Origin of the sequence: Sphingopyxis sp. BSNA05 (genome assembly GCF_013265645.1) — a bacterium.
Taxonomy (GTDB): Bacteria; Pseudomonadota; Alphaproteobacteria; order Sphingomonadales; family Sphingomonadaceae; genus Parasphingorhabdus.
In genome coordinates, this window is the sequence record NZ_PYIA01000001.1 from 1 (window position 1) to 26,139 (window position 26,139).

The 26,139-nt window shown below is 55.0% G+C and carries 24 protein-coding genes, 5 pseudogenes and 1 other annotated feature; of the genes and pseudogenes, 12 read left to right on the plus strand and 17 right to left on the minus strand.

Annotated features, from left to right (window positions below; genetic code table 11):
• Window positions 1-270 precede the first annotated feature (270 nt).
• The 4 genes from C8024_RS20595 to C8024_RS00025 are packed head-to-tail and all read right to left on the minus strand — an operon-like array spanning window position 271 to window position 5,464.
• Entirely contained in the window at window positions 271-3,003 is a 2,733-nt protein-coding gene (locus C8024_RS20595) for a nucleotidyl transferase AbiEii/AbiGii toxin family protein (RefSeq protein WP_254305404.1), read from the minus strand.
• On the minus strand, window positions 3,000-3,728 hold the full coding sequence (locus C8024_RS00015) for a DUF6088 family protein (protein WP_367947070.1): 729 nt from the start codon (window positions 3,726-3,728) through the stop codon (window positions 3,000-3,002). The genes C8024_RS20595 and C8024_RS00015 overlap by 4 nt, the downstream gene beginning before the upstream one ends.
• A gap of 7 nt (window positions 3,729-3,735) precedes the next feature.
• Window positions 3,736-5,142 carry a hypothetical protein gene (locus C8024_RS00020; protein WP_173202489.1) on the minus strand — a complete coding sequence of 469 codons (1,407 nt, stop codon included), beginning with the start codon at window positions 5,140-5,142 and terminating at the stop codon, window positions 3,736-3,738.
• Between the two features lie 7 nt (window positions 5,143-5,149).
• A complete protein-coding gene (locus C8024_RS00025) occupies window positions 5,150-5,464 on the minus strand; it encodes a hypothetical protein (protein WP_173202490.1) in 315 nt (104 codons plus the stop codon).
• Window positions 5,465-6,219: 755 nt separating this feature from the next.
• Between C8024_RS00025 and C8024_RS00030 the strand changes: the two genes are divergently transcribed.
• The 12 genes from C8024_RS00030 to C8024_RS22660 all read left to right on the plus strand — a co-directional run bounded on the left by C8024_RS00030 (window position 6,220) and on the right by C8024_RS22660 (window position 14,803).
• Entirely contained in the window at window positions 6,220-7,122 is a 903-nt protein-coding gene (locus C8024_RS00030) for an ArdC family protein (protein ID WP_254305410.1), read from the plus strand.
• Complete coding sequence (locus C8024_RS00035) at window positions 7,119-7,334, plus strand: hypothetical protein (RefSeq protein WP_173202492.1); 216 nt, start codon at window positions 7,119-7,121, stop codon at window positions 7,332-7,334. Before C8024_RS00030 ends, C8024_RS00035 begins: the two co-directional genes overlap by 4 nt.
• Before the next feature lie 14 nt (window positions 7,335-7,348).
• Window positions 7,349-7,729 carry a DUF2958 domain-containing protein gene (locus C8024_RS00040; protein ID WP_173202493.1) on the plus strand — a complete coding sequence of 127 codons (381 nt, stop codon included), beginning with the start codon at window positions 7,349-7,351 and terminating at the stop codon, window positions 7,727-7,729.
• 158 nt (window positions 7,730-7,887) lie between these two features.
• Complete coding sequence (locus C8024_RS00045) at window positions 7,888-9,441, plus strand: ParB/RepB/Spo0J family partition protein (RefSeq protein WP_254305405.1); 1,554 nt, start codon at window positions 7,888-7,890, stop codon at window positions 9,439-9,441.
• Window positions 9,438-9,719, plus strand: coding sequence for a hypothetical protein (locus C8024_RS20600; protein WP_254305406.1), 282 nt, complete (start codon window positions 9,438-9,440; stop codon window positions 9,717-9,719). Before C8024_RS00045 ends, C8024_RS20600 begins: the two co-directional genes overlap by 4 nt.
• A 733-nt stretch (window positions 9,720-10,452) precedes the next feature.
• Entirely contained in the window at window positions 10,453-10,776 is a 324-nt protein-coding gene (locus tag C8024_RS00050) for a DUF736 domain-containing protein (protein WP_173202494.1), read from the plus strand.
• Window positions 10,777-10,909: 133 nt separating this feature from the next.
• Window positions 10,910-11,431 (plus strand): hypothetical protein, encoded by a 522-nt coding sequence (locus C8024_RS00055; protein ID WP_173202495.1) that lies wholly within the window; start codon window positions 10,910-10,912, stop codon window positions 11,429-11,431.
• Window positions 11,395-12,732, plus strand: coding sequence for a hypothetical protein (locus tag C8024_RS00060; protein ID WP_173202496.1), 1,338 nt, complete (start codon window positions 11,395-11,397; stop codon window positions 12,730-12,732). Before C8024_RS00055 ends, C8024_RS00060 begins: the two co-directional genes overlap by 37 nt.
• Before the next feature lie 255 nt (window positions 12,733-12,987).
• Window positions 12,988-13,212 (plus strand): DUF1289 domain-containing protein, encoded by a 225-nt coding sequence (locus C8024_RS22655; RefSeq protein WP_173202508.1) that lies wholly within the window; start codon window positions 12,988-12,990, stop codon window positions 13,210-13,212.
• Between the two features lie 66 nt (window positions 13,213-13,278).
• Window positions 13,279-13,887 carry a hypothetical protein gene (locus tag C8024_RS00070; RefSeq protein WP_254305407.1) on the plus strand — a complete coding sequence of 203 codons (609 nt, stop codon included), beginning with the start codon at window positions 13,279-13,281 and terminating at the stop codon, window positions 13,885-13,887.
• A 29-nt stretch (window positions 13,888-13,916) separates the two neighbouring features.
• Window positions 13,917-14,408: a hypothetical protein gene (locus C8024_RS00075; RefSeq protein WP_217271896.1), complete on the plus strand. Its 492-nt coding sequence runs from the start codon at window positions 13,917-13,919 to the stop codon at window positions 14,406-14,408.
• Complete coding sequence (locus C8024_RS22660; RefSeq protein WP_367947071.1) at window positions 14,318-14,803, plus strand: hypothetical protein; 486 nt, start codon at window positions 14,318-14,320, stop codon at window positions 14,801-14,803. Before C8024_RS00075 ends, C8024_RS22660 begins: the two co-directional genes overlap by 91 nt.
• A 523-nt stretch (window positions 14,804-15,326) precedes the next feature.
• Here the strand turns inward: C8024_RS22660 and C8024_RS00090 are convergent.
• From C8024_RS00090 to C8024_RS00150, 13 genes and pseudogenes are all read right to left on the minus strand, one after another.
• Window positions 15,327-15,542 (minus strand): annotated as a pseudogene (locus C8024_RS00090) (integrase core domain-containing protein); the annotation flags it as partial.
• Window positions 15,543-15,558: 16 nt separating this feature from the next.
• Entirely contained in the window at window positions 15,559-16,617 is a 1,059-nt protein-coding gene (locus tag C8024_RS00095; protein ID WP_173202500.1) for an IS110 family transposase, read from the minus strand.
• A gap of 192 nt (window positions 16,618-16,809) precedes the next feature.
• Window positions 16,810-17,822 (minus strand): annotated as a pseudogene (locus tag C8024_RS00100) (IS3 family transposase); the annotation flags it as partial.
• Window positions 17,425-17,541, minus strand: a sequence feature (AL1L pseudoknot). It overlaps the preceding pseudogene by 117 nt.
• Window positions 17,823-17,933: 111 nt before the next feature.
• Window positions 17,934-18,725 carry an LPD7 domain-containing protein gene (locus C8024_RS00105; protein ID WP_173202501.1) on the minus strand — a complete coding sequence of 264 codons (792 nt, stop codon included), beginning with the start codon at window positions 18,723-18,725 and terminating at the stop codon, window positions 17,934-17,936.
• A pseudogene (locus tag C8024_RS00110) lies at window positions 18,712-20,546 on the minus strand (type IV secretory system conjugative DNA transfer family protein). The gene C8024_RS00105 and the pseudogene C8024_RS00110 overlap by 14 nt, the downstream one beginning before the upstream one ends.
• Window positions 20,518-21,527 (minus strand): annotated as a pseudogene (gene virB11, locus C8024_RS00115) (P-type DNA transfer ATPase VirB11). The pseudogenes C8024_RS00110 and virB11 overlap by 29 nt, the downstream one beginning before the upstream one ends.
• The gene (gene virB10 / locus C8024_RS00120) at window positions 21,527-22,573 is read right to left on the minus strand and encodes a type IV secretion system protein VirB10 (RefSeq protein ID WP_173202502.1); all 1,047 of its coding nucleotides are present in this window, start codon (window positions 22,571-22,573) and stop codon (window positions 21,527-21,529) included. Before virB10 ends, virB11 begins: the two are co-directional and overlap by 1 nt.
• The gene (locus C8024_RS00125; protein WP_173202503.1) at window positions 22,570-22,719 is read right to left on the minus strand and encodes a hypothetical protein; all 150 of its coding nucleotides are present in this window, start codon (window positions 22,717-22,719) and stop codon (window positions 22,570-22,572) included. The genes virB10 and C8024_RS00125 overlap by 4 nt, the downstream gene beginning before the upstream one ends.
• Window positions 22,719-23,579, minus strand: a complete 861-nt coding sequence (gene virB9 / locus C8024_RS00130) for a P-type conjugative transfer protein VirB9 (protein ID WP_173202504.1) — start codon at window positions 23,577-23,579, stop codon at window positions 22,719-22,721. The genes C8024_RS00125 and virB9 overlap by 1 nt, the downstream gene beginning before the upstream one ends.
• Window positions 23,576-24,261, minus strand: a pseudogene (locus tag C8024_RS22665) (virB8 family protein). The gene virB9 and the pseudogene C8024_RS22665 overlap by 4 nt, the downstream one beginning before the upstream one ends.
• 3 nt (window positions 24,262-24,264) lie before the next feature.
• Entirely contained in the window at window positions 24,265-24,621 is a 357-nt protein-coding gene (locus C8024_RS00140) for a hypothetical protein (protein WP_173202505.1), read from the minus strand.
• Window positions 24,622-24,631: 10 nt separating this feature from the next.
• The gene (locus C8024_RS00145) at window positions 24,632-25,627 is read right to left on the minus strand and encodes a type IV secretion system protein (RefSeq protein ID WP_173202506.1); all 996 of its coding nucleotides are present in this window, start codon (window positions 25,625-25,627) and stop codon (window positions 24,632-24,634) included.
• A 288-nt stretch (window positions 25,628-25,915) separates the two neighbouring features.
• Window positions 25,916-26,139, minus strand: a 224-nt coding sequence (locus tag C8024_RS00150) for a type IV secretion system protein (protein ID WP_217271898.1), incomplete at its 5' end; no start/stop codon positions are given.

Consider the following 26,139-nt stretch of genomic DNA (forward strand, 5'->3'; position numbering starts at 1 on the left):
GTTAATGAGTCCTGACCCTAGCTATATTGAAATCTTAGTGTGAGTGACAGGTAGAATGTTTGCGATTCGCTGTTTACGGCTGCTGTTAAATGGCTAATTCGTAAGGGATAGGAAAGATCTACTCGGCAACGCTGCACATTCTGCGTGTTTGAGAAACTGCCTGGTTGCACGTTGCCATGATTGATCTGGCTTGGAGTTGAATTGGTATTTTCATTCAGAGCCGCTGTGTAGTCTTGGTTCGCAAAATCTATGAGTAAATTCGAGTGCGAATTACTTGATACGAATTTCCGCGAGGCTGACTTTGAACCCCAAGGGCAGTAAAATGGTTGAAATGAGGCGCGACTGGCTTGCGTGCATGGAATCGCCTGGCGCTTTCACTTCCACAAAGCGAATATCGTCACCGTTCCAAAGCGTCAGATCGGGCCAACCGGCGCGAAGATCGTAGGGTGCTTTCGCAAATAATTGTGCAATCTGTGCAAGCCGTTCCGGACCTAGATGATCGAATAATTCGAGGACATGATTCAATCGGACAGTCGGGTAATATGCGGGCGACACTCCGGCAGTCGCTGAAATGATTTTCCAATTGTGCTTGAGCTGCTCATGCGTTGCGCGAGTGAGCGTCCCAATCAGCTGGTTAGTGTCGAATTTGTCTTGGTCAAATGCAACATTCTGAGCGTAAAGGGCCTCTATAAAAGTGTCGGCATTCCTGCGGTCCAGTTTTGTGAATGATGCGGCTTTAATGAGCGTCAACATTAGGCCGCCTTCTGCTGCGGCCCCGGCCCAACCAGCATTCTCGTAGTGGGTGAGGGTGGCTTCTTCGACCGATGACCAGGCATCGCGCATTTGGAACCGCCAATTATTCTTTTCTCCAGCTTCCAGGTTCACCACTTCATGCTCAATGCCCAGCCGATGCGCTTGCCGTTCAAACTTCCCCATCTTTTTGACGCTACCTTGTTTGGATTTGGGGGTGAGGGACTTTCTTAGCTTTTCGGCTCGTCTTGAAACGCCAACCTGCGGATCAATCGTCAAAGCTTTGTCATAAGCCTTTAATGCTTCAGCTGGCTTGTCGGAGGCTTCGTGGATTTCGCCAAGCAAGCGTAATGCGCGTGCCTGATGCCAGCCTTCTCCCTGTTCGATTGTGCGGTTTAGCCCATCGATCATTGCGCTCCGAAGGTCGCTGTCCGGTTTGCTATCAACACCTTCAAGAACTTTACGGATGATATTGATATCGCCATCGGCTATTTTCCGCTCTTGCCATCCGTCACGGTCAACCATCTGACCGTCGAAATTGTAGCCAACGCGCTCATCACCTTCGCATATGATGAATAACCGCCGATTTACGCTGTCAAATTCATAGCCGCTCGCCCATCCGGTTTCAGGCTCCCATCGCGCCATTTCCCGCGCTTCCTCAAGATCGAACAGGATGTAGCGGCAACTGTCATCGCTGCCGGGCGCATTGGCCGTCTGGCAAATGGCATATCGGCCATCTTTGGACAGGCCATTGCTTGAAAGGTTGGCCGCTAGATCTTTCGCAATGAGCTGCGTTCCATCCACAGAGAAAGCGTGGAAACGTCCATTCAGTCCGTCTCCGAACATCCAGTCGTTGAAAATGAAAGTACCATTGTCAGCTACCTGTCCGTCGTTTGGTCGTTCGAGCCTGCCTTCCGCTAATATCTGGTCTTGTGATAGCAACGTCCATGATCCATGCCCTTCATAACGATGACCGCCTCTCGTGCCTTCGGGATTTCTATCAGACCAGATGAGGCGATATTGTCCATTCGGCGATTTGGAGGAACGACCAATAAAATCGAGCGGGTCGATAGAGATGAGACCATGACCAAATTCTTGGATTTCAAGGTCCTGGGATGACGCTGGTGGCTCATTGGATTTGGTTTCAGCATCAGTTCCAAATAGTCGCTTGAGAAATGATCTCATTTTGCGGCTCTTGCGCAGTCGGTCATGCGGCACCGTTGAGGGTTTGCTGGAGCTCTGCAATTTTCTCGATGATCGCATCAAACGGCGGCGGATCGCCAAAATCATCGTGTTCATCGCTTTATAATCCTGCCGAAGGTCGTCAACCATTCCTCCCTCGGGGCATAGCGCAAATGTTGGAGGCTGCGCGGAAGCCAGATCAAAGGGCGGACGGTTGAAAAACATGCGGGCGTGCGCGACGCAATCCTCACCCAGCGCCCGGTTTTCGGTAGCCGATTGTCCCGTTTCCGACTGGATCAGACGGTATAAATCATAATAGTGGCGCGAAATACGCTGGCCGTTACCGCGCAGTTGGCCTCGGATTTCATACCATCGGCGCAGCCCGTGCAGGATCACCACCTTGTCCCAGAAGGTTCGCTCGGCATCGACAATGGTGACATTGGGAACGGCCAGATCAATCCCAGGAACATCGGTATCAACATAAGGCGTTATCGACCGGTTGGAGTTTGGATCGAGTGCCGATTTAGCGCCCGATTCAATTTTTACTGATTTAGCGATATAGGCGTCGGTCGGTGTTATGCTGGGATAGATAACCAGCAAGGTTTGCCGGTCGGCAGGGTCCGCCTCTATCCGGATCGCATTTTGCTCCAGACCATTTCGGGTGCAGGCATTTTCTGAAATCGCTGAAAGGTGCTGCATCAGCGGGCCATTTATATATGCTTCGCAAGCGTCTTTGATCGCATCAAGCGCTTTCTGGCGCTTTTTGCCGCTCAACGCGGCCAGTTCATTGATCGATGCGGGAACGCCGAGATCATCGCGAAAGACTGTGACGTCGATGTCTTCTGAAAATCGCTGTATCAATCCGAACCCCTTGGAAAGCGAGGTGCCACCTTTGAACAGTAGGCGCGGGCCTTCGGTGATGCCATTGAACAGGGCATCAAGCGTCCAGCAGACCCAGAAATCCTTTTCGACATTTTGCGGGGTTGTTCCCATGCGTTGAGCCGTTGTGGTGAACAGACCTTGGCGCGTATCAATATCGGCCCGCAAGATATCGTCAAAAGCTGGATTCATGCGGACGGCGTTTCGTTGGAAACAAGCGGACGGAGCAATTCCTGCATCCAGGCCGGAAGGGTGGACATACCATTGGTCAGGTCAGCACGCAGCTTCGTCCCATGCTTTGGGTCTTTGAGCAGGATCGATAGTTTGTTCTTCCAACTTGCCATATCGTCACCCGGCATCGTGTCGCGCAGCCAGTGAAGGGCTTGGACGATGCGCATCGCGGGGCGGCCTGCCCAGAAAAGTTTGCTTGGAGCTGTCTGTTTGAAATAAATGGTAAGATTTCCGAGGTTGATCTTCTTGGAGCGCGCTTCGCTATGGACGATGATCTTGGCTGGCACCGCATTGGTAAAGCCGAGATCGTTAGCTGCGGTCATCCCGTCAACCAGCACTCGTATTTGATCGCGCCGCACGACGGCATCGATAACGGCCTTTGGATTTGGCGGGTTATCCTGCTGTGTAAGTTTGTTGGTTCGGGGTTTATCATAGAGGCCCCTGTCGATCCTGCGCAATTCTTCCGCACGGACGAGACGTTGCAGGGTTTTATCGACGACATCACGGCTACCAAGGTCAAGAAAATCGCTCGGTGTCCAGACCGTGATAGTTGCACCGCTTTCGATGCGAGCAAGAATTTGCTCTTTCAGACTGATGGGTGACTTGTCCATGTCCGAAATATGTAGCATGATTTCGGACAATGTCGAGTTAGAAATGTCCGAAATATGTAGCATGATTTCGGACACTTTTTGCTCAACTAGCCTTATCAGAACAAGCGGCCCATTTGGGAAGGCGTCCAAGATCGTCCAGTTCAGCTCTGACTAGACCATCCAGCACTTCCGGGAAAAGCCGAGTCATCGCCCGCCAAACCGGATGTTCGTTATCGATTTGCGCTTCAGTTTCTTGGGCCTGTTTGATCATTCGCTTTAATGATGGCCGTTCCGCAAGATCGGCTAGCGCGGTCGAGCGAACAAAGCTATCTATGAGATTGGCACAATGTTTGAAATCGCCGCTACTCAGTTTGCTATTGAGCATGGCGAGAACAGCGCCTTCCCCTTTATATTTTGTGATATAGACATTTTCCGTGCCGGTGTCGGCGCTGTGCGCGACCGAGCAAAGGATCGCAAAGAGCATGGCCAAATGCGCTTGGCTTCTGTCGGAGCGCGATGCCCAAAATTCTTCCCTCCACGCATCCAGCCCCGGCACACTCGATTGTAGCGAATCCCAGGCAGATACAAATGCTGTGCTGTAGAACGGCGAATTGGGCTTGTCATTTTGCGCTTGTTGAAATGCCTTCCACCAGCGCGATCGTTCTTCCTTGCTGCTTGCTACCAACAAATCGCTCCGCCGGTCCTCAACAAATGCCGACCGGCCATAGTCAGTTTGCAGATCATCCAGCGTTACCAGTTGTGGATCGAGCCAACCGCCTTTACCATTTTCGAGATAGCATTTCAGGACCAGCGTTCCGCGTTCGATTGAAGCCGCCTGCGCAGCATCATCGAACAGGAAGGCATTGCCTCGCTGCATCGTGATGACATCATGGAAGCCTTGCGGCAGCGGGTCTTCGAGAATATTGAAAATCCATACGAGCCTGACGCCTTCATTGTCATAGTGAATATGGCGTGCAGCAATCTCCGGCGCAAAGGGCTTGGAAAGCTGGACTTCGAGTGCAAACTTGCCCAATTCTCCAAATTCAAGATACACATCTGGCCAGCGCCCACGCATGTGGATCGCGGGCCGCAGATAAGTGTCCACCGCCGAATGTGTGCAGCGGGTATCGGCGTTAGCCAGTTGTTCAATTGTTACGCATAGTTGACGGTGGAGTGCCGATTCCTGATGCCCTTGATATTGCGCGGCACGGGCGGCATCCGGCCGCAAAGTCCGGCCCTCGTACCAAGGGCAGTCCTTGGAACCTTCCGGAAAATGAACAAACATTGGCACATGACCGTTCTTCGTCGCCTGCGAGCGAATGAATATACCAGCCTCGCAAAGCCTGCACCGGGCCAATGGCACTGATGAATCAGATTGTCGGCGCAGATTGATCTGCGAGCGCAAATGTTCCCAGCTTGCCCGCGGCATAGCCATGAGCATCTCGATTGTTACTGGACCTCGCGGCAGTTCAAAGTCAGCGATCCGGATAGTACGTTTATGATCTGCCATAATATTATCAATCGGGCAGATCTGGTTTGGCGATCCAGTCCAATGTTTCAGTGCCGGAAGCTATTTCTCCGCCCAGTTGCCGGAGGTGGATGACACGGAAATTGTCGATTTTCTCGGTGCGAACCAAAGCCTCTTTTTCGAGACGATCCAGTAAATCTTGAAGGCCGCGATGGGAGATTCCAAGGCCTATGCTGCCGAGCCAGCTGGTTAGAATTTGGCTATTTGTGCTTCTTTCGTGATTCAATATGCGCAGAATTTCACGGGCTTGGTGGGCGATATGGATGGCTTCAAATTGATCAGGTCGGTTGGACAAATTGCTCATTGGGATATTGTAGCTTGTTCACTGACAGAGGTAAAAACATTTCAAGAACATTGTTTGAAATTGTGGTTGGGGGAAGGCCTTCCCCTGAGCCGGAGCCGCTATGCTGTCTCCGGCTACCCCTTCTGCGGGGACACCCCGCAACGCCCTGGATAATGAGCGGGATTTTCTAAGGACGCACTCTTTCCCGCTGCGCTCCTTGAGGGTGCGGCTTTTTGTTCTGACCCGCTGGCACTCTTGCCTCTCTCCTTGCCCGGTGGGCGCTGGCGCACGGACGCGCGCGCACACCACCGCGCGGCGTCGCGCCGTGCAAGGGTGCCGTTTTTGCTGGGCCGCTTCGCGGATGATTGGATCGCGATGAAGTGCGATTGATATGGACGGCGCGGACGCGCCGGCGTTGTTTTCCGTCACCAGAGAGACGGGGTGGGCGGCGCTCCCGGCTAGGCCCGCCGCGCTCAGGCGCAACCCGGCCTTTCAAGGCCGGGTCTTCCACTTCGTTTCAGCCCCATCGACTGCTTTTCAAAGCAGTCACATAAACAATTCTGTGCGCCTGACCGCTTGATGCGGGCCTTTCTGGTCGCTCTTGCCGCCCACCCCGCCTCTCCGGGGCCGGTTGCGGCAGTTTTGGGGCGATGGAGGCGGTTATGTTGCATGAAAATTCTAATGTTTCGGATAGCGGCACGGGCAGGACAGTGAAGGCCAAGCGCGCTTCGCGCGCTGCGCGCAAGACGCGCCGTGGCGGCAGTGCCGCGCCGAAAATGTCGCTCTATGATGAAGTGACCGCGCAGATTATCGCGCAGCTGGAGGAAGGGGTTTTTCCATGGGTGAAGCCTTGGGATAGCGGCAACGCCGTGACCGGCTTGCCGCGCAATGCAATTACGGGGCGGCATTATTCGGGCATCAATATCCTTATACTCTGGGGCGCTGTCATTGATGGCGGTTATCCCTCGCAGGATTGGCTGACATTCCGACAAGCCTTGGCCGCTGGCGGATGCGTCCGCAAAGGCGAGAAGGGCCGGACAATCTTTTATGCCGACCGCTTTACGCCGGATGATGATAGGAAAGAGCAGGGGAACGGTGACGCTGGCAATTCAGATGCGCCCCGCTCAATTCCATTCCTCAAACGCTTTACCGTGTTTAATGCCGCGCAGTGCGATGGCTTGCCGGAGCGGCTGACCGCCGAACCCGCACCGCTTCCGCAGCGCGAATTGCACGATCAGGCCGAGGCTTTGATTGCAGCAACCGCAGCGGATTTTCGAACGGGCGGGACCAAGGCTTTTTACAATGTCGGCGGGGATTTTGTGCAGGTTCCCCCGCAACCCGCATTCACCCATCAAATCGACTATTACCGCACCGCCTTGCACGAACTTGGTCACTGGACGGGCCACAAGATCCGCCTTGGCCGCGACCAGTCGGGCAATTTCGGGACCGCGCTTTATGCGCGGGAAGAATTGTGCGCTGAACTCACCTCGGCTTTTCTCTGCGCTGCGCTCGGTATCGTGCCCACCGTTCGCCATGCCGATTATCTCGGCTCTTGGCTGGCGGTGTTGCGGCAGGACAACCGCGCCATTTTCAAAGCCGCCAGTCAGGCCAGCAAGGCGGCGGATTATCTTTTGGCGTTCGCCGATCAGGAGCCGCTGCGCTCGGAGTGTGCGGCATGAGCAGTGTGTCGCCAGATCATGCCACCGCCCCGCTTGAAGCGGAGCAGACTCCCCTCGGTGTCCAGACTTTGGTGTCGGGTGTCGCGCCGATCACGCCAGCCCAGCGGCTGGCGATGCGCGCCAACGCGCCGATGGTACCCAAGAAGGCCCAGCGACCCGCCGATCATGGCCTGTTCGACACCAATAGCCGCAACCAGATCGAGATGTTCTGAAAGGAGTTTTTCCTATGATGCTACTGACCCAAGATCACAGAAAGCGCCTGATCGCCAACGGCCAAAATCGCGGCGATCATGTGCCTGTGGTCAAATTTTTCAATCCGGTCGGCGCAGCCACTTGGCTGTTGTCGGAACTGGATAGCGATGGCGACACTTTGTTCGGTCTGGCCGATCTAGGGTTCGGCTGTCCCGAACTCGGTTCGGTCAGCCTGTCAGAGATTGCATCTCTGACCTTGCCTTTCGATCTGTCCATTGAGCGCGATCTGCATTTTGAAGCGCGATTTCCGCTCACCGTTTACGCCGATGCCGCCCGAATGGTCGGGCGCATCACCGAGGATGAGGCGCGGCTGAAAGCCGCCGTCTTGGCGCAAAGGCAAGAGCGCCGCGCATGATCTACAGCTTCCGCCGTCTTGCCCACCCCTCCGGTCAAGGCGCGGCAGACCCCGCACGGCAATCCTGCCGTGCGGCCCACCGGCCCCGCTTCCACCGCCACCCCCGTATGCAACGGGAGCGGGGCCAATCATCAACGTAACTTTGTAGGAGAATACCAATGCAACTCGAAAATATAGAGCTCGCCAAACTGTCGGTGTCACCGGCCAATATGCGAAACGGCAAGAAGCCGCCCGATATTAGCGATATATTACCCTCGGTGCGGGTGCGGGGCGTTCTTGTTCCGCTCTTGGTGCGTCCCAACGGCAGCGCCGAAACATTCGAGATTGTCGCGGGACGGCGGCGCTATCATGCGGCAACCACAGTTGCCGAAGAAGGCGGCAGCGATGGACCGCTCCCTTGCGCGATATTGGAAGATGGCGACGATGCCGCCGCGTTGGAGGCCTCGCTCATTGAAAATCTTGTCCGCGAAAATCCCGACGAGGTGACGCAGTGGGAACAGTTTACGCAATTGGTGAAGAAAGGCCGCAAGGCGTCCGAGATTGCCGATACATTCGGGATGGACGAAAAGATGGTGGGGCGCATTCTTGCGCTTGGCAATCTTTTGCCGCCCATCCGCAAAGCCTACCGCGCCGAAGAAATTGATGCGGCCACCGTGCGCCATCTAACCTTGGCCAGCAAGGCGCAGCAAAAGGCGTGGCTGGCTCTGTTCAAGGATGAAGAAGCCTATGCGCCGCGCGGGACGCAGCTAAAGGCGTGGCTCTTTGGCGGCGCGTCGATTTCGGTGTCCGCTGCAATCTTCGATATGGCACAGTTCAAGGGCCAGATCGTCAGCGATCTGTTTGCCGAGGATGGCTATTTTGGTGACGCGGACCAGTTTTGGGAAGCACAGTCTGCCGCCATTGAAGCGAAGAAAGCGGCATATCTTGAGGATGGCTGGAGCGATGTGCAGATCATCCCGCAAGACAGCTATTTCCAGACTTGGGACCATGAAAAGACCACCAAGCGCAAAGGGGGCCGGGTCTATATTGATGTTAGCGCAAAGGGTGAAGTGACTGTCCACGAAGGCTATCTGACCGCCAAGGAAGCGCGGGTGCGGGAAACCGGGCAAGTGGATAGCAAGGCAGACAAGCCCAAGCGTCCCGAAATTACCGGACCAATGGCGGAATATGTCAATCTACACCGCCATGCGGCTGTGCGCTGCGAACTTGCGGCCAGTCCCTATGTCGCGCTGCGCGTGATGGTCGCTCACGCGATTTGCGGGTCGCCTTTGTGGAATGTGAAGGTGCAGGAGCAGCGCAGCCGCAAGGAAGCGATTACCGAGAGCGTCGAAACCAGCGTGGCGGAGGCCCGTTTTGACGAGCGCCGCCGTTCGGTGTTGGCGGTGCTTGGCTTTGATGCCGATGAACCCACGGTCACGCTTGGCCATGAGACAAGAAACGGCATGAGCGGCTTGCTGCTGCGTTTGCTTGATGTGCCCGATAGCGTGGTCATGGAGATATTGGGTGTTGTCATGGCCGAAACGCTGGCAGCGGGAAGCGATCTTATCGAAACCTTGGGTGTCCATCTTGATGTGGAGATGGCGGATTACTGGACGGCGGATGATGCGTTCATGGACCTTGTGCGCGACCGTGAAGTCTTGACCGCGCTTTTGGCGGATGTTGGCGGAGCAGCATTGCTGCCGCCAATGCCAGCGAAAAGACCAAGGTCGTGAAAGGCGTTATTGGTGATTTCCTGACCGGCGAGAATGGCCGCGAAAAGCAGGAGCATTGGGTTCCGCGCTGGATGGCGTTTCCGCCATCCGCCTATACCGAGCGCGGCGGGGTCGGAACGGTGGCCGCCGCTGAAAGAGCCAAGTGGCTCATGGAGGAGGATGAACCATCGGATCCAGTCCCGCAGGTTGCGGTGTCTCCCGAAGAAGCAAAAGACGAGGACGAGAGCGGCGAAGCTACCCATAGCGAAGCCGCCGAGGACGGGCGGATTGCGGCTTGAGTGAATGAGCGGACGGCGCGTTAGCGCCGTCCGTGTATTTGTCCGATAAAGACAACCCGCCTTATGATTGGGATACACTGGCGGCGATCAGTGTGAATTTGCCAAGCCTCCAATTTTCCGAGAAAGCCCCGTCCGAACAGATCGGGCGGGGCTATTGGGCTATCTTTCGCCAGCCTTAAAGGCGCGTAGCCGAGCGACTGTCAGCCATTTTCATCGGCGAACAGGCAGGATGGTGTGCATTGGCTGGGTGTTCGTGATGAGCGATCAATTTGCTGATCTGATTCAAGTCTTGGCGGCAGCCTTCGGTTTCTGCGCGTTCAATACGGGGGTGGGCGGCATATTACCATCGCGCAGATCGGGAATCATTGGAATTTGGTCTGAGGTCATGCTCACAGATTTCGCCGGATTTGCACTTTTTGCTATTGGTTCAGACAGCGATATTTGCCAGTTTCTCCATTGTTCTGATTTAGCGGGTCCGCGCCCAGCCCGGTCTCTTCGAATGGCTTGGTAGGCCGGGAACGGCTGCGCCTTATGGCCTTTGCTGCAACGCTGGCCCCACCAATTTCTTCCCCTGCCTGTTCCAGGCATTCCTCGCGGAAACAAGAAATCCGCGTGTCCAACGTCCTTCGCTGCGCTGCGGCCCTGCGGGTGCATCAGTCCATATCCCGGCCTTTGAACCAGCCATCGAGACCGCGATGAGCGCGGGATCGATATAAACTCAAGGAGAAATATCATGGCAAATATCGGATCATTCACAAAGTCAGGTGAAAGCTACAAAGGCGAAATCGTCACAATGAGCGTTCAGACCAAGAACGTCCGCATCGTTCCCGAAGAAGCAAGCGAAAATGAAAACGCACCGACCCACCGGGTTTTTGTCGGTCGCGCAGAAATCGGAGCAGCCTGGACCAAGACCTCGAAGGAAGACCGGGCGTATCTGTCGGTCAAGCTCGACGATCCCAGCTTCACCGCACCCATTTTCGCCAACCTGTTCGACGACGAAGATGGCAAGACCTTTAATCTGATCTGGTCACGCGCCCGCAAGGCCAGCGGCGAATAAGCAAACAAATTTCAGCCCCGCCCGATCCGTTCGGGCGGGGCTTCGCTGTGTTTTAATCGCTTAGAGCACCTTTTGCCTCTGGGCTTGCTAATCACCGCTTACCAAAAGGCTCCCGCCCGCATATATCTCAAACATGATCATCCGGGAGTTACCCTTTTCTAAAATCAACAAAGACGTTCATCGGCGCGCGTCAATAGCAATGGCGGAACAGGCAGCCGAGCATTTCCCTGCTCATATCAACTCAATCCAGAACTTGTTCCGTTCTGCCTTCCCGCCACATCTTATGGCAACAATAGCCTGCTGGGGAATGTCTTCACCAGTCGGCCCTGACGGAACCTCAGGCAAAGGGTTGCTCGAAGGGATTGAGCAACATCACATAGAATTGCTACAGGCACTGTTGCTGACCATCGACCGCCGGGAGTGGGGCACCGAACCTGCAACACCGTCAGATGTCCAGAAAGCAATTGATACAGTGAAGGCGGTTAGTGCCGCTTTCCACAAACAGCGATTGCAGCAATTGAGTGGCACGCACGACCCAGATACACTCTTGGTCATTGGGCTTCAGGAAAAATGCGTGACCATATACAGATGGTCCGAAACTGGGGCTACTACGATGACATGCTTCGGATCGTTCGGTCATGGCATGAGCCGCTAGACCGAGCACTTGAGGTCCATCATGGCTTCAGTGCCAGCGACTTGATTTCGACAATCGAGAAGATGGTATCTTTGCACCAAAAACGCCTTGGTGACCGATTCATTCTGTTAAAGGACATCTTCAAAGGACGCACGAAGAAGAAAATTGTTCATGATTTCTTTGTTCGTTACGAGGGAGTCGCTGGAGATCCCGCCGAACTTCTCGATAGCCTTCCAAAGCGCATGAGCCTTCGCAGTCTCCGTATGATGCTGCAGGTTCATGCCGACCGCTGGCTTATGATGGAAATGCTGATCGATCCTTCAATCATTGCCGCTCAGACGGGACAGCCCGTCGCCAAAGTGGTTACAATTCTACGATCATTGAGCATGGTGCCGGGATGTCTAGAGGACTCCGACACGCAGCACCTATTTTTAGCAAACCCTGTCTGGCAGAAACCGGGCTTGCACGACGGCGACGATTTCCTTTTCTTCATTCCACAGTCGATCCCGGCGTTTCTGCCAGTGATCTTGCGGGACCTAAGCGAAAAAGCTGGAATCGTTGATGATTTAGACCGTCGGAAATCTACCTATCTTGAAGACGAAATTAGCAAAGTTGTGCGAACCGCTCTACCTTCAGCTTGCGTCAAGAGCGGCGTGAAATGGCAATGGCAAGGCGTTCAGTATGACACCGATTTATTGGCTACTTTCGACCGGATCCTGCTGATTGCAGAAGCCAAATCTGGCAGTGTCTCATCATCCGCACTGCGCGGCTCCCCAAAAGCGCTCAAACAGCACGTTAAGCGACTGATCGTTGAACCAGCAGAGCAATCAGCCCGACTGACTGGTATCTTAAAACTGGCTACTGAAGGAAACTCTGACGCTCTGGCAGTCGCGGCGGGCCTCGGCTTCGATCCTCACAACATCGATGCTGTGGTGCGTATTTCAGTTACGCTCGATGACTTTTCAACGATGGCTATGTCTGAATTTGAACTCAAAAGAGCAGGTTGGATTCCTCAGGATCTCAAACTGCCTCCAACCTTGAATCTTGCAGAACTTGGTAGTTGCGTCGATATCCTGAGCGATCCTCTAGATTTTCTCAATTACTTCGCCGCACGCGAGCGGCTCCAAGGCGCGACACCAATTTTTGGTTACGAAATGGACTATCTCGGCATGTATCTGGAAAATGGGCTCGATTTGCCAGAGCTACTGGCAGGCACTCATTCTGGAATGATCGCTGGAATGTCGTTCGCGATTGATCGTTATTTTCTGTCACGTGATACTGGAAGTCCTGTCGCGAAGCCTCGAATTCTGGGCAAGCAATAATAACTAAATGTTCGCTCTGAGGCCGCGCCACACATTCCCTGAACGTGCGCATTATTAGCGGCAGTTGTTGGCGATCTCCGATATGTCTTAAAGCAGCCTTTCAAGCCTGCAGCTCGAAAGCAGACCTTCCGTTTTCCACCCAGGAGCGGAAATCCAGTCGATCAATCGTGACCATGGAAGCCAACGTTTCACTCCTCATACGCTCCCTCGAGTAGATTAGCTGGCGGAATAGGTAGAGAGCTGGTTAGAATTGTCATTGAACGGCTACTCTCTCCTTGCAAAGATACTTGCGCGCTCGACACCAGTGCCAGCGTCTGCAACGGCTGCGGTCGCTCCGTCGCCGAGATCGCCGAATGGGGGAGTGCGAACGCGCCAGCACGAAATCGTGCGGCGATCTTTTGTCCGTTTGGCAAGCCTCGCTTCACAAACGCACTTAGAGTCCTAACCCCCAAGCGCATCCAAGGGTGCCTTCATATTTAACAAATATGGCCACTTTGGATGCGCATTTCTTAGGGGGTTTTAGGGTATTTGTCTTAATTGCAGGATATGCCTAGCGGCGCGTGTTGTATTACAATGCCCGTGTTTCACGAGGCAATTTTAATGGCGACAAATACCCCACCGACGACTGCGATGCTCAGCATAAGGCTCGATACGGGCGCACTTGCGGCGCTCGATAGCTTCGCGGTAGGGCGAGGCGGTCGAAGCGCAGTCTTGCGCCAATTGATCGAACGGATGTTGGCGGAGAATACCCGTCGCCCACTGATCGAACGTCCCTATGGCGTGGCGCGGAATCGTGTCTCGCTGCGCTTTACCGATGCCGAGATTGCGGTGATCGAATATCGCGCGTCACTGCGTTCGACAGATCGAGCAGGATGGATCAAGGCATTGGTCCGCCGCCATCTAGCTTTGAAATCGCGCGTCGATGATGGTTTGCTGGCTGAGCTCGCACCGATACGAATGCAGTTGCTCCGTATTGGCCGCAATCTCAATCAGGCAATGAAGGCTGCCAATTTGCGTATGATGGAAGATGGCGACAAGCAGATTGGAAACGACCTGCGCCGTATCGCTGACATGCGTATGGAAATTTCCGAGCAGGTAGCAGCCGTCGGCGAAGCCATGCGCGGTGATGCCAGCTATTGGGCGGTTGCGGATTGATGGGGTTGGAATCGGCCCTAGAATCAGCATTGTGGGAAGCGACCCGTCCCGCATTCCGGGTGCGCTATATCCATGACCTGAATGGCCAGCCGCTTATCCCGCTCTATGCCAGCTATGGGTCTGCCAGCGGTAAAACAGCTCGGGCCAAGCTGGCGCGGATTGTGCGCCGCGCGCCCGAAGTGTTGGTCAAAGTGACGGGGCGGCAGAAGGGCGGTCGTCATGTCAAAGCCCATCTTGAATATATCGGACGCAAGGGTGACGTCGAGATCGAAAGCCGCGACGGTGAAATCCTCACGAGCAAGGAAGATATTGCAGAGCGTGCGGCGGAGTGGAGCGACACGCTCCAATGGCGGTCACGGCCAACTGTGTCATCGGTGTCGCTAGTTTTTCGATGCCTGCGCGCACCGACCCCGACAAGGTGTTGGGATCGGTGCGCGCGCTGGCTCATGCCGAATTTAGCGACAATCACGACTATGTCATGGCGCTTCACACCGATACGCCGCGCCCGCATGTTCATTTGACAGTGCAAGCAGAGGGGCTTGATCGAACCCGATTCAATCCACGCCCAGTCCAGCTTAGTCGCTTGCGAGAGAGGTTTGCGCGAGAACTCCGCGCACGCGGTGTGGTTGCGGAAGCAACGCCAAGACGCGCGCGCGGGCAGGGGATCGCAGGGTCAAGCATGGCGCTGGTCAAATTGCGGGCGCGGCTGCGGGCCGGATCAAGCGGTCAGATGACCGATGCGGATCGTCTCACCAACGAACAGGCTATTGCCGTCGCGCGGGGCAGGCGGCGCTGCCAGCATTTGTCGCCAATGGTACAGAAAAGTGGCAGGAAATACGTAAGGCATATCGTCATGCTGCCTCTGCGCTGGACGCGACTGGATCAACCGAAGACCGGGAAATTGCCAGCGACGTGAGCGGCTTCCTCGACAAGCATCAAGGCATGAATGCTACCCCGGAAGTGTTTGCTGCGCATCATTCACGACTGTTGAACCGCGCATCGCTACTCAAGGATGTCATTGCCCCCGACCAACCGCCGCCAGAAAAAGAGAGAAGTCGCTAACAATCGAATGTCTTCCGAGATACTTTGTTCCGGTCAGATACCTCATGTTTTCGCGTAGGGTTCTGAGTAGTTAGGCCAGAGTAGAGAGGTGGCTCGGTTTGTTTGCACAGCGATTGGCAAAAGATAAGTGGATCGTCTGCCGTTTGTTTCCTCAATATTCCGATATGGTGTGTTATGCAGGGAGGGCGTAGCCCGACCGGAATGACACACCATATCGGTTGCCAAATTCATGCTGCCATTTTCACAGGCAGGTTGTCAAAATATGTTTGATCGGGCGTCTTGGCGGCAAGGCTCGAATGCGGTCTTCTCCCATTGTAAAAGCCCAGATACCTACCGATTGAACCGCCCCGGTATTGCCGGAGGCTATTTGGTTTAAGTTAAGCTGCCATGTGGGTTTCGTCCAGCATGGCGTAATAGTTTTTCTCGGCTTCAGCAGGCGGGATGTTTCCTATGGGCTCAAGCAGCCTTTTGTTATTGAACCAGTTCACCCATTCGAGCGTGGCATATTCTACCGTTTCGAACGACCGCCAGGGTCCACGCCGATGGATCACTTCGGCCTTGTAAAGGCCATTGATCGTCTCGGCTAAAGCGTTGAAGCTCCTATATTTGTCAACCTGTGGCCGGTGGTATTTCTGGGCGACACAAATTGGTGAAGATTTCGCGGGCGATATATCGCTTCAAGCAGCGGATAATCTCGCGGTTACTCTTTCCCTCTTTCTTGCGTTTGCTGACATAGGCAAGCGTAGGCTGGTGGTTGCGCATCCGAACGATTGCGACCCGATAGAGCGCAGCGTTGGCTTGTCGGTTGCCGCCGCGATTGAGCCGGAAGCGGTTGGTCTTGCCGCTTGATGCGGGGATAGGACACACCCCGCAGAGTTTAGCGAGTGCAGCTTCGGAGCGGATGCGGGTGGGATCGTCGCCAACCAGTATAAGCATTTCAGCTGCGGTCATTGTCGCGATCCCATGCGATGCCAACAAGGTTGGCGCGCGGCTTGCGACCAACTGCTCGAGCGCCTTGTCGTGCGACTGGATTTCTTCGTGCAGTGTCAGCCATCGTTGCGCCAGGGCACGCAGGGCCGTTTTAGCCGATGCGATTGTTGAAGTTATTGCGCCGGGTCTAAACGTCGCAATGTAGCGGATCAGAGTGATTTTACCGCTTATCTGGTCAAGTGCATCGCGAAGCGATGCTGGCGCATTGATGATCAGGGTTTTCAGCGTCACCATCGCCTGAGACCGGCATTTAACCGCGGTATCGCGTGCGATTTTGAGGTGCCGGATCATCTCGACGGAACCGCTCTGAGTTTTGGGTTTGGCGGTCGCCTGTCCAGCCAACACCGACCGAGCTGCTCCTTCGGCGTCGAGGCTGTCGCTTTTTCCATGCTGGTAACGTAACTGTCGATTGGGTCGAGTAACCTCGATGACCTTGTGGCCATGGGCAAGAAGATGGCGAGACAGCCCGGCTCCGTATGATCCGGTTCCTTCAATGCCAAAGGATGTGATGGTGCCCAACGCGGAGGCCCAGTCTTCGAGTGCCGAATAACCTTTGATTGTCGCCGGGGCGGAAAATGCTGCCAATCGGCTGCCGTTGGCATCAATTGCCACGGCAACATGGGTTGATTTATGGGTATCGACGCCGATAATGACGCCACTGATGTTGATATTGGTCATGTCCTGTCCTCTCTGTGTGGTGCCCGGACACCACACAGAGAGGACAGGACTGTGAAGGGGCGAACCCGTCAGGCTCCTATGAAGTCACATCTCGCCCGTTGCCAGGGCGACCTGATGGCCGACACGTCAACGCAATGACACGCAGTCAATCGTAACATGGGTCAGACCATCAGGTCCCAGAACCTTATCACAGTCATAACTGTCACCCACGCTTCCAACCGATGGTTCAATGCCTGCTTCAGCCAAGCGTTCGGTATATTTTATAGACACATATTGACTGCCGCGGTCGCTATGATGGATCAGACCGCCGCGATGTGTAGGACTGCGATCATGAAGCGCCTGTTCCAGAGCATCGAGAACAAAGCTGGCGTGGGCAGTTCTGCTCACCCGCCAGCCAACAATATAACGAGCGTAAACATCAATCACGAACGCGACATAAACGAAGCCAGCCCAGGTTGCGACATAGGTGAAGTCAGACACCCACAGCCTATTGGGTGCAGGCGCATGGAACTGACGGTTCACATGATCAAGCGGGCAAACCGCTGTTTTGTCGCTGATCGTAGTGCGCACTGGTTTGCCGCGTATCACCCCTTGGAGGCCCATATCGCGCATCAGTCGTTCGATGGTGCAACGGGCAACGTCGAAGCCTTCGCGCTTCATTTGCCGCCAGACTTTGCGCACGCCATATACCCTGAAGTTCTCGGTAAAGACGCGCGCAACCTCCGGCTTCAGCAGTATATCGCGCTGCGCGCGGGCTGACAGTCGTGATGGGTCACGCTGCTTGGCGACATGATCATGATAGGTCGATGGGGCGATCGGCAGCAACTTGCAGATCGGCTCGACCCCATGATTACCGCGATACTTATCGATGAACGCGATCATTTGCGAAACGGGCGGTCGAGCTCCGCCTGCGCAAAATATGCCGATGCCTTACGTAAAATCTCGTTGGCCTGACGCAGTTCCCGGTTCTCACGCTCCAGTGCCTTCAACTTGTCAGCAACATCACTGGGAACTCCGGCACGCGAGCCGCGATCGACTTCTGCACGCTTCACCCACTCATGCAGCGTCGGTGGCGAACAGCCGATCTTCTCTGATATCGAAACTACTGCCGCCCAGCGCGATGGATAATCCCTCTGGTGATCCAACACCATACGGATCGCACGTTCGCGAACCTCCGGTGCAAATTTGTTCGTTGTTTTGTTCATAATGGCTCCTTCTACTCAAGAGTTGGAGCCTCCGGCAATACCGGGGCGGTTCACTTGGTTCTTATTGCCGCTCTTGCCTTGAAGTTGTCGTTGGATGCCATTACGGCTGCGTCAACGAGTACGCCCCTCGCGCTGCAATGTCTGATCTTGTGTAATTTCGCGCACGCGCTGGGCCTGCTGGTTGCGGACCTGAATGGCGGCGATATTATCTCCGCTAGCAATGCGGCGCGCTACATCCTGACGTTTCGCTTCAACTTCCGTTGACGCCTTTACCGGATCATTCAGATATTTCGCGCGTGTAATCGAAATGGTTTGGGCGACCAGACTCTGGGCGCGTCGCAGTTCGGGGTCGCGCGCATTTTCCTCATGAGACTGTTTTAAGAAGCGATCAGAAAGGGCTTTGAATGTTGTTGTCGCCTCCGCCGCACCCGATGATTTGTTGACCGGCTTTTTGCCTTCACGCCGCTTCTCGCGTTCCGCAATTCTTGCTTGCAGACGGTCAGCTTCGGCACGAACAATTTTGGACGGTTTGTAATTTTCTACTTTTAGCCCCTGCGCAGCAGCAGCTAGAAATGCTGCCTTTTTGAACTTGTCACCGCCGTTGATCTTTACCGAGGTCCAGCCGTTGGCCTTAGCGATACGGATAATGTCGGGCAGGGCGTCGATATTGCGGGTCTTGAGCCGGCCGGCTTCGAGACGTACAATCGGAGTACTATCATCCGATGTCCGGTAGAGCTTGTTGCCGACCCGCAGAAATTTACCGGTGAGATCGTCGGTGATGGTCGGTTTTTCCGTTTTGCGCTTGGGCTTGGTCGGTACGGACTTTGCCTTCTCGGGCGCCCTTTTGCCATCAAGGCTACGCGCGCGCGGGGCAGCGCCTTCTAATTCGTCAGCCATGCTCATCGCCTTCCTCTAAAATGCCTTGCACCTTGCCTTCGCGATCAATGGTCAACAAATCGGCGAGCGCGCTTGGATAATCTTCTGTTCTTATGTCCTTGGGATTCAGCGGATATGCTGGATTTCCTTCAGCCTCTTCGTCGCTCATTTCCCGAAATGAAGCGGGGCTGGCAGCATTAGGTGCTCGGCGCTCAATGGCCGGAACTACAGGCGGGGCCATAGCTCGCTTTTTGAAGAAGCGGCTACTGAAATAGGCGATTTTCGTGCCGATGATCGGCGGAATACCGCCGCGCAGCAGGATAAGTTTCTCCGCAGAAAATTGCATCAATTCTTGTGGCAACATCAGCGCGCGGCGCTGTTCGGACATGGATTTGGAGCGGTTAGCGAGCAAGCCATTGATGGTGAGCGATTTGGTGACGCTTTCCTGTCCCACATAGCCGATGCGTTCGGACAAATCGTTGGCAACGCGCAGCTCCTTGGGCGTAAATGCCACTTCGACACCGCAATTGGCTACGATTTCATCGGCGACATGCTCGCCGTAGACGCCGCGCAATTGCGATCGCGACTGAATGACCGGAAGGAGCCTGATCCCGTAACCTGCGACATAGGAAAAGGCGCTGGCAATCACCGAAGCGCGGCCAAGCCGGGCGAATTCATCAAGGATGACCAGCACTGGTATCGGCGTGGTCTCACCCGGTAGCTCTCGCACGTTGAGGTCAATAAGCTGCTGCAACAGCAGATTGTAGAGCGGTGCAATGCGATCCAGTTCATCGGGCGATACCCCGAGATAGATCGACATAGGGCGCTTACGAAGATCACGCAGATCGAAGTCACTTGCCGCTGTGGCGGAATCGACCAAGGGATTGAGCCAAAGGCCGAGGACGTTTGTGATCGTTTTCTTGACATCGGCAAAGCTATTGTCGGAGCCACCAGCAAAATCAGCCAGTGCCGTTCGGCATCCGACCGACAGATTTAGTTTGGGATCGGCCAATTCTTTTCTGAAAAACTTCGTGCATCGCCTTCGGTGAGGTGGCGATAGATTGCGCCCATTGTCAGCGGCTCGTCGCTTGTATCGGCAAGCCACGCGCCGACGCCTGCAAATCCGGTGCGCGCGCCGTTAGCCCAAAATGCTTCGCCGTGGTCGGGCGCAACAAACAGCATTGTTGCGATCTTTTGCAATTCGATGATGACATCATCTGGATCATCGCGGTTGATATAGGCCAGCGGATTGTAACGGGCAGTGCGACCTTCACGGTCGGTTGGATTGAACAGATAGACGTCCTGACCGTAATGGGCGCGAAACCCCGCGCTGGCGTCGTAATTCTCGCGTTTTACATCAAGCACGACAACCGAGCCTTGCCATGTCAGCAGGTTTGGAATGACAATACCGGTGCCTTTACCTGAGCGGGTTGGAGCTTCGACGATGACATGCTCGCTGCCACCAAAGGTCAGGAAACGGCCCCCCTTGCGGCCGAGGACGATTCCGACACTGCTACGAAAGCCGTGGCGCTTGACCTCGCTTTCACGGGCAAAGCGCGCAGCTCCATGCAGCGGCGCACCGCGCGCCCAAAGCGCATAGATTAGGCCAATGAGGAGCAAGCACCCGCCGATCAAACCACCCGCCATCGCCCGCACAACTTGCGGATCGCCGCGATAATACCAGACGAACTGGGGAATTTTGAGCGGATCATAGGCTGTGACGGGCAGACCTAGAATAAGCCACCCAATCATACTGGCTATGGCGAGTGCAATGAGCAGCCCGAACGGGATTCCGATGAGTAATCTCAATGCCCCGCCGTCAGGCGGCGTGCCTGCCTTCTGGGTCATAATAGATCTCCGTTACCCGAAATTTGCCTTCAGTTTTTTGATTTGCACGACGCAATCCACGAGCATTTTTAGCAACGCCCTAATATCGTCTCGCGCCAGATCGGATCCGCCTTCGCTTTCCTTGACCAGCAAAGTCAGCTGCTCGAACGCCAGTTCGGCAGAATCGGCATGGATAGTCGTGATTGATCCGGGATGACCTGAATTGACGTTGCGCAGGTAAAAGAACGCCGTCCCATCCCGCAGCTCCTGAAGCAAGATGCGATCAGGGCGCATCCTGAGCGCGCTTTCCAGCAAATGCTTGGCAGTAACATTGGCGGTGCCTTGTCCGTCCTTTGCATAAAGCATGTGCACGACATTCTTCTGGGGTACGATCAATTCGCGCGTGTCTTCGATGGTTAAGAGCCGTTCTTCGGAAGGGATCAGCTGGATCAATCCCTTGGAAAATGTGGTTTTGCCAGAGCCGGTTGCACCCGAGATAAGAATATTCAGCTTTGCTTTGACCGCAGCATCGAAGAACTCGACATGGTGACCTGCGCGAAGCAGAGCGAGCAAGTCTAACTCATGCTGGCTGATCTTCTTTTCAGCAATCCGTGTGTTGTTGAACAAGCCCGCTGCCTCGAAATCATCCAGTGTCATGGATACGCTTGATGGTTTGCGAATGGTGATTGAGACCGTTTCATCAGGGACAACCGGCGGGATAATGATTTGCACCCGCTCACCGCTTGGAAAGATGGTTGAAACTATCGGATTTTCGCGAGTAATATCCTGCGCTGTATAGGCGGCTGCAGCAGTTGCCAGCGCCATAAGCGTCTTGAAATCGAGCGAATGCTCGTTTTCCCATGTCCAGCGTCCGCCGCGCTCTATGCCGACCTCACCGGGAAGGTTGATGACCAGTTCGGTGACGCTCTCATCAATCAGATATTTAGCTAAAGGCTGGGTCACGCTGTCCAGAACAGCGGTGTTTTTACCCGGCGCGGCCATTATTTAAGCGCAAGGCCGTAAACGGCCGAGAAATCGAAGTCCTGTGCGACGGTTATTCCAACGTCCTCACCCTGATTTTTGCGCAGGACCGGTTTGATGTCGCCATTCTGCTGCAAGACGGTGGAGGCTGCGTCAGATGGAACACGGGTTGTGTTCGAGCCATTATTGCCGACCGCTTCCGCCCCAACGGTCGCTGCATCCTCGACAAGACTGAAAAGCAAAGCGGTGCCAAATCGTTTCCAGAAAAAATTCTCGACTTTACCGTCTACGCCGCCGCGACCAAGTGCGTCGGTTGCCGGCGAGCCCACATCAATCGCGATGCCGCGCGGTGTGACAGCGCGTGTCCAGAGAACGAACAGTCGGTATTGGCCCCGATTGAGGCCGCCCTGATATTCGCCAAAGATTCTGGTGCCTTTTTCCAGAAGCACGACCCGGCCATTGTCGGAATATACATTGCGCGGAACAATACAGCTCACATAGCCGGGCTGACTGGAATCCATTGCGGTTTGCAGGACACAAGGGATGAAGCTTCCCGCCGTAATCAGAAAATTGCGATCTGGAAGCGACCGGGCCTGAGCCTGCCCGATGACCGATGCGCGGCGGAGCGTATCGAGATTTGTGGTTTGCTGCGGTGAAGCAGCTCCCGCACTATTTGAATCGCCATAGGGTCCACTTGGATTTCCACCAACATTTCCGGTCCCGCGTTCGCCGCCATAGGCAATCAGCGTGGATCGGCGCGCAGCTTCGCGCAGCGCCTCGGCTGACGATTGCTGCCGCTGTTGCACGGCAGCTGGAGCTTGGCCTTGCGAATATTGTGGTTGCTGACCAATGGCAGGAACAACCGGTTCCCCTATTGGAATAGGCGCATTGGGATCGGTTTCCGCTTCTGCGAGCGTTGGTGCAATAACCGTTGCTGGATCGTAGTCTGCGGCTTCGAGTGCCGGTTTTGGTTTTACGGGCGGCAATTCTGAATTGCCGGTTAGCCCGGTTCCAAGTGCCAGCACCGTAAACATAAGTGCACCAGCGGCGGCGGCAAAGCCGATCATCTTTTTGGGTCCATCGTGGTGCCGGGGATAGACGGCATTTTGCTGCCGCGTTCGCCCGCCGGGCTGCGGTCAATTTCGTCTGGGTCAGGGGTTTGATCGACTTTAGCGCGCTCAGCAGTTCCGACATCATTGGCTGTATCGGTCATCACCGTGTCTCCCCGTTATCTGTGCGTTCAACGATGCTTGATGCCGTGCCGGTTTTGGGGTCGCGCCCATAAAAATTCGGGGCTTCATTGAAAATGCACAGCACCTTCTTGCCGCGCCTCAGACGAAGCTGCGCAAACACGCCGTGCACCACCACAAATTCATCGCGTACATCAAACGGAACGATACTTTCGCTACCGTCGGGATTGATTGCAAATATAGCTGGAAGTTCGCGTTGGTTTGGGAAACGCAGAGCAGTAAACTGCCCGTTGTCGGTAATTTCGGAAGGCTGGATTTTCGATGACCCTTGTACGCTATATTTGAGATTTCGTGCGCCTTCGAGAACCCCCAGATCAAGCGCGGAGCGTATTGCACCGGATTGCAGCGCGGCGGCTTGAGTATATGCGGCCTGCGTCGCTGCTTCCTGCGCGGCGGCTTCCTCTTCGCGCGGATAACGGAACGCAACTTTGAAAAAGGTATCAGGTGATTTTTCTCGAATCGCACCCCGGCGTGCGCGAAGCTCAAATGTATAGGTGCGGCTACCCGCATTTGAGCTGGTTATGACGATAAGGTTAGTTGGCCCTGCGCGCTCGCGAGGTTTGATGAACAGCGAATTTTCAGCCGGGGCAACTTCCCAGGATATGGTGTCGCCAAGCGCGACATGCTTGACCCGTTCGCTCGGTGAAAATACGATCTGCGTTGCCGACCGAAAAACTCCAACAATACGGAAGACCTGATTTTCGTCATAGATGACTTCCCGGATTCGGTTGTCTTGCGCCGTTGGCTGAGGGATTTCACCAGCCATTATTGGCGATCCGCTAAGCAGCAGCGCCAATAGGGTGAAGTTTCTTAGATTTTTCATGGTGTGACCTCCAGATCAGCGCGGTAAGTTTGCACTTCCAGCCCCAGCGGATTTTTGAACCGTTGCTGTTCGGTAGTTGGTGTGTCCGTGGTATCGTAGGTCACGGTTGCGATGGCCTGCGTGTCAGTAACGCGCGACCCTTGCTGGAGCGATTTAGTGAAGCGTATTTGCGCGACGTTTTCGGAGACGAATGTGACCGATTTAACCGCGATGAATACCGTATCAAGATCGGTAAAGACGTTCTGCGGAGAGCTTGCATTGTCTTTGCTATAGAAGGCGGTCCAGCGTGCCTGTTCCTCGCGTGACGACATTGCCAGCACGCCCTCAAAAACTCTTTGCGTGCTTGCGGTATCCAGCCCTCGCGGTTGCGGACATAATCGGCGAGAAAATATTTTGCGACCGCCTCATTATAAGTGATCTGGTTATCGCCCGACATTTGCGAGGTAATTTCGCTAGCGCCGGTCGCCTTATCCACGGTGATAACGTAGGGAGCGACAGTTTTAAGCGGCGTCAGCATTGCAACAGCGGCAACGCCGGTAATCGCAAGACCGCTGGCAATCGCAGCAACTATCCACGCGAGCCTTTTCGAACGCCGCGCTGCAACAAAGCGGTCGCGGTCCCAGCTTGCGCTTTCCGCAAAATAGGCTTTGAGATCATCTCTGTCGGTGACGCCGCCAGCCATCGCTCAGCAACTCTGATAAACGCGCTTTTGCTGCGCGCTGCTGATAGGTGGGACTATGGTTTGGGTCTTGGTGCTGGGCCTTGTTGCTGGTTTTGGGAGCGCGGATGATTTGCTCGGGAATACTTCAACACCTTCACGTTTCAGTTCTTCGCCCGGTTCATTACCAGACGGTTGCCCTGCAGGCGTTGACGTACCAGTCTCGGGATCGACTGTCGGCAATATAGAGCCGTAAGGGTTGGCTGGCCTGCGCTTCTTACCGTCGCACTTGGAGAGCTTGGGCGACTTTGGTGCAGCTACAATAGGGCTGGCAGGTATAGAAATCGCCAAGGCGGCAATCAAAGCTATGATTTGTTTACGCATAATTTTCTCCTCAATTTGTTCCGCGACTGACCGAACCTGATGTCCGCATTCTTGCGATGCCGCGCGTGAAACCGCGTTCAATGGCGCGGCTTGTTGCCTGCGCACCGGTCGCTCCGCGTCCGACAACGAACCCGCCTGCCGCTGCGATTGCCGAGGCAAACTGGTTGGCGAGGGCAGGGCCACCGCCACCTAAAGATGCGGCGAGCATGGGAATTTGCAGGAAAAAGAAAAAGCCAAGCGCGTAGAAGGCCAGAGCCTTGATTGCGGCCTTCCCGATCTCGTCATTTTCAGAAATAGTGGCGATAATCGCTTCGCCGGTCTGGGTAAGAAACAGCGTCAGCACCAGCGCGAAGACGATCAGCATCAGATAATTGATGCACGCACCCAGCCAGGCAAAGAAATATCCGCGCGTGGACTCGAAGAGGAGTGCCGCGACAAATAGCGGGCCGACCACCGACAGCAGGGCCAAGGCAAACAGGCCGAATGCGCTGATAACAAAACCGATAGCTGAGCATAGCAAGGTGGCTATGAGGACCATCACCACCAAAAAGCCTGAAAAGACAGCATAGCCGATATCGGGAAGCGTGCCTTGCGTTTCCTGATAATTGGCCGCGATCTTGCGCATAGTGTTAGCGGTTTCAAAGCCGGTGCCTGCCAGCTTGTCATAAAAACCGCCAAGACCGCCCACATCTGCGCCGCCGAGAGCCGTTGCGAACTGGCTTGGCAGGCCGCCAAGCGCAAACATGCCGATCTGGGTTCCGTAAAGCGATGTGACGGCGAAATAGAGAAACGCGAGCTGGCAGCCGCGATAAGCATATTCACGGAATGGATATTGCACAGCCCCGCGCATGATCGCGTAACCCAGCAGCGAAATATAAATCACGATGCCGATCCGCAGCGCAGGCGATACAATGCCGATTATAGCAGCATATTTACCAACGATCGCGCCCAAGGCGGTATTAAGCGCCTCAAACATCGTGGTAAAAACATGATCGCTAAAATCCATTTCGGCACATGGTCCTTTTGGTTGGTTTCTATTGGGTCAGTTGAAGCTGTGACTTGGCGAATGCTGCTGCGCGGCAGTTGGTCGTGACCACCGCAGGCTGCGCGCTCGTAGGAGTATTCGAGCCTGCCCAGCGCCGACAAATTTCCTGCATTGGCTCGATCTCGGCAGGGTGGGCAGCATAATATTTCCAAGTTCTGGCTGGCATATCGCCGTCAGTCCCGTCCGAGGTTTCAGACACGCCGCACCCCGCGAGCAACAACAGGATCGTCAGAGGTGCGGCCCGCATAGTCATTGCCCCTGGTAGTAGCGGCTTGCTGCATCAAGCTTTTGTACCAAGGCGGCTTGACCCTCGGCGGCGCGAGCGCGTTCCTGTGCTTGTTGCTGCAAAGCGATGGCCTGCAAGCGCAGCTGGTCATTCTGCATGGCGGCAGATTCCAACTGCAATCTTGCGGTTAGATCGGCGACTTCTTTGGCTGTGGATGCGGTCGCCAAGCGTGTGCGCAGTTGGTCGA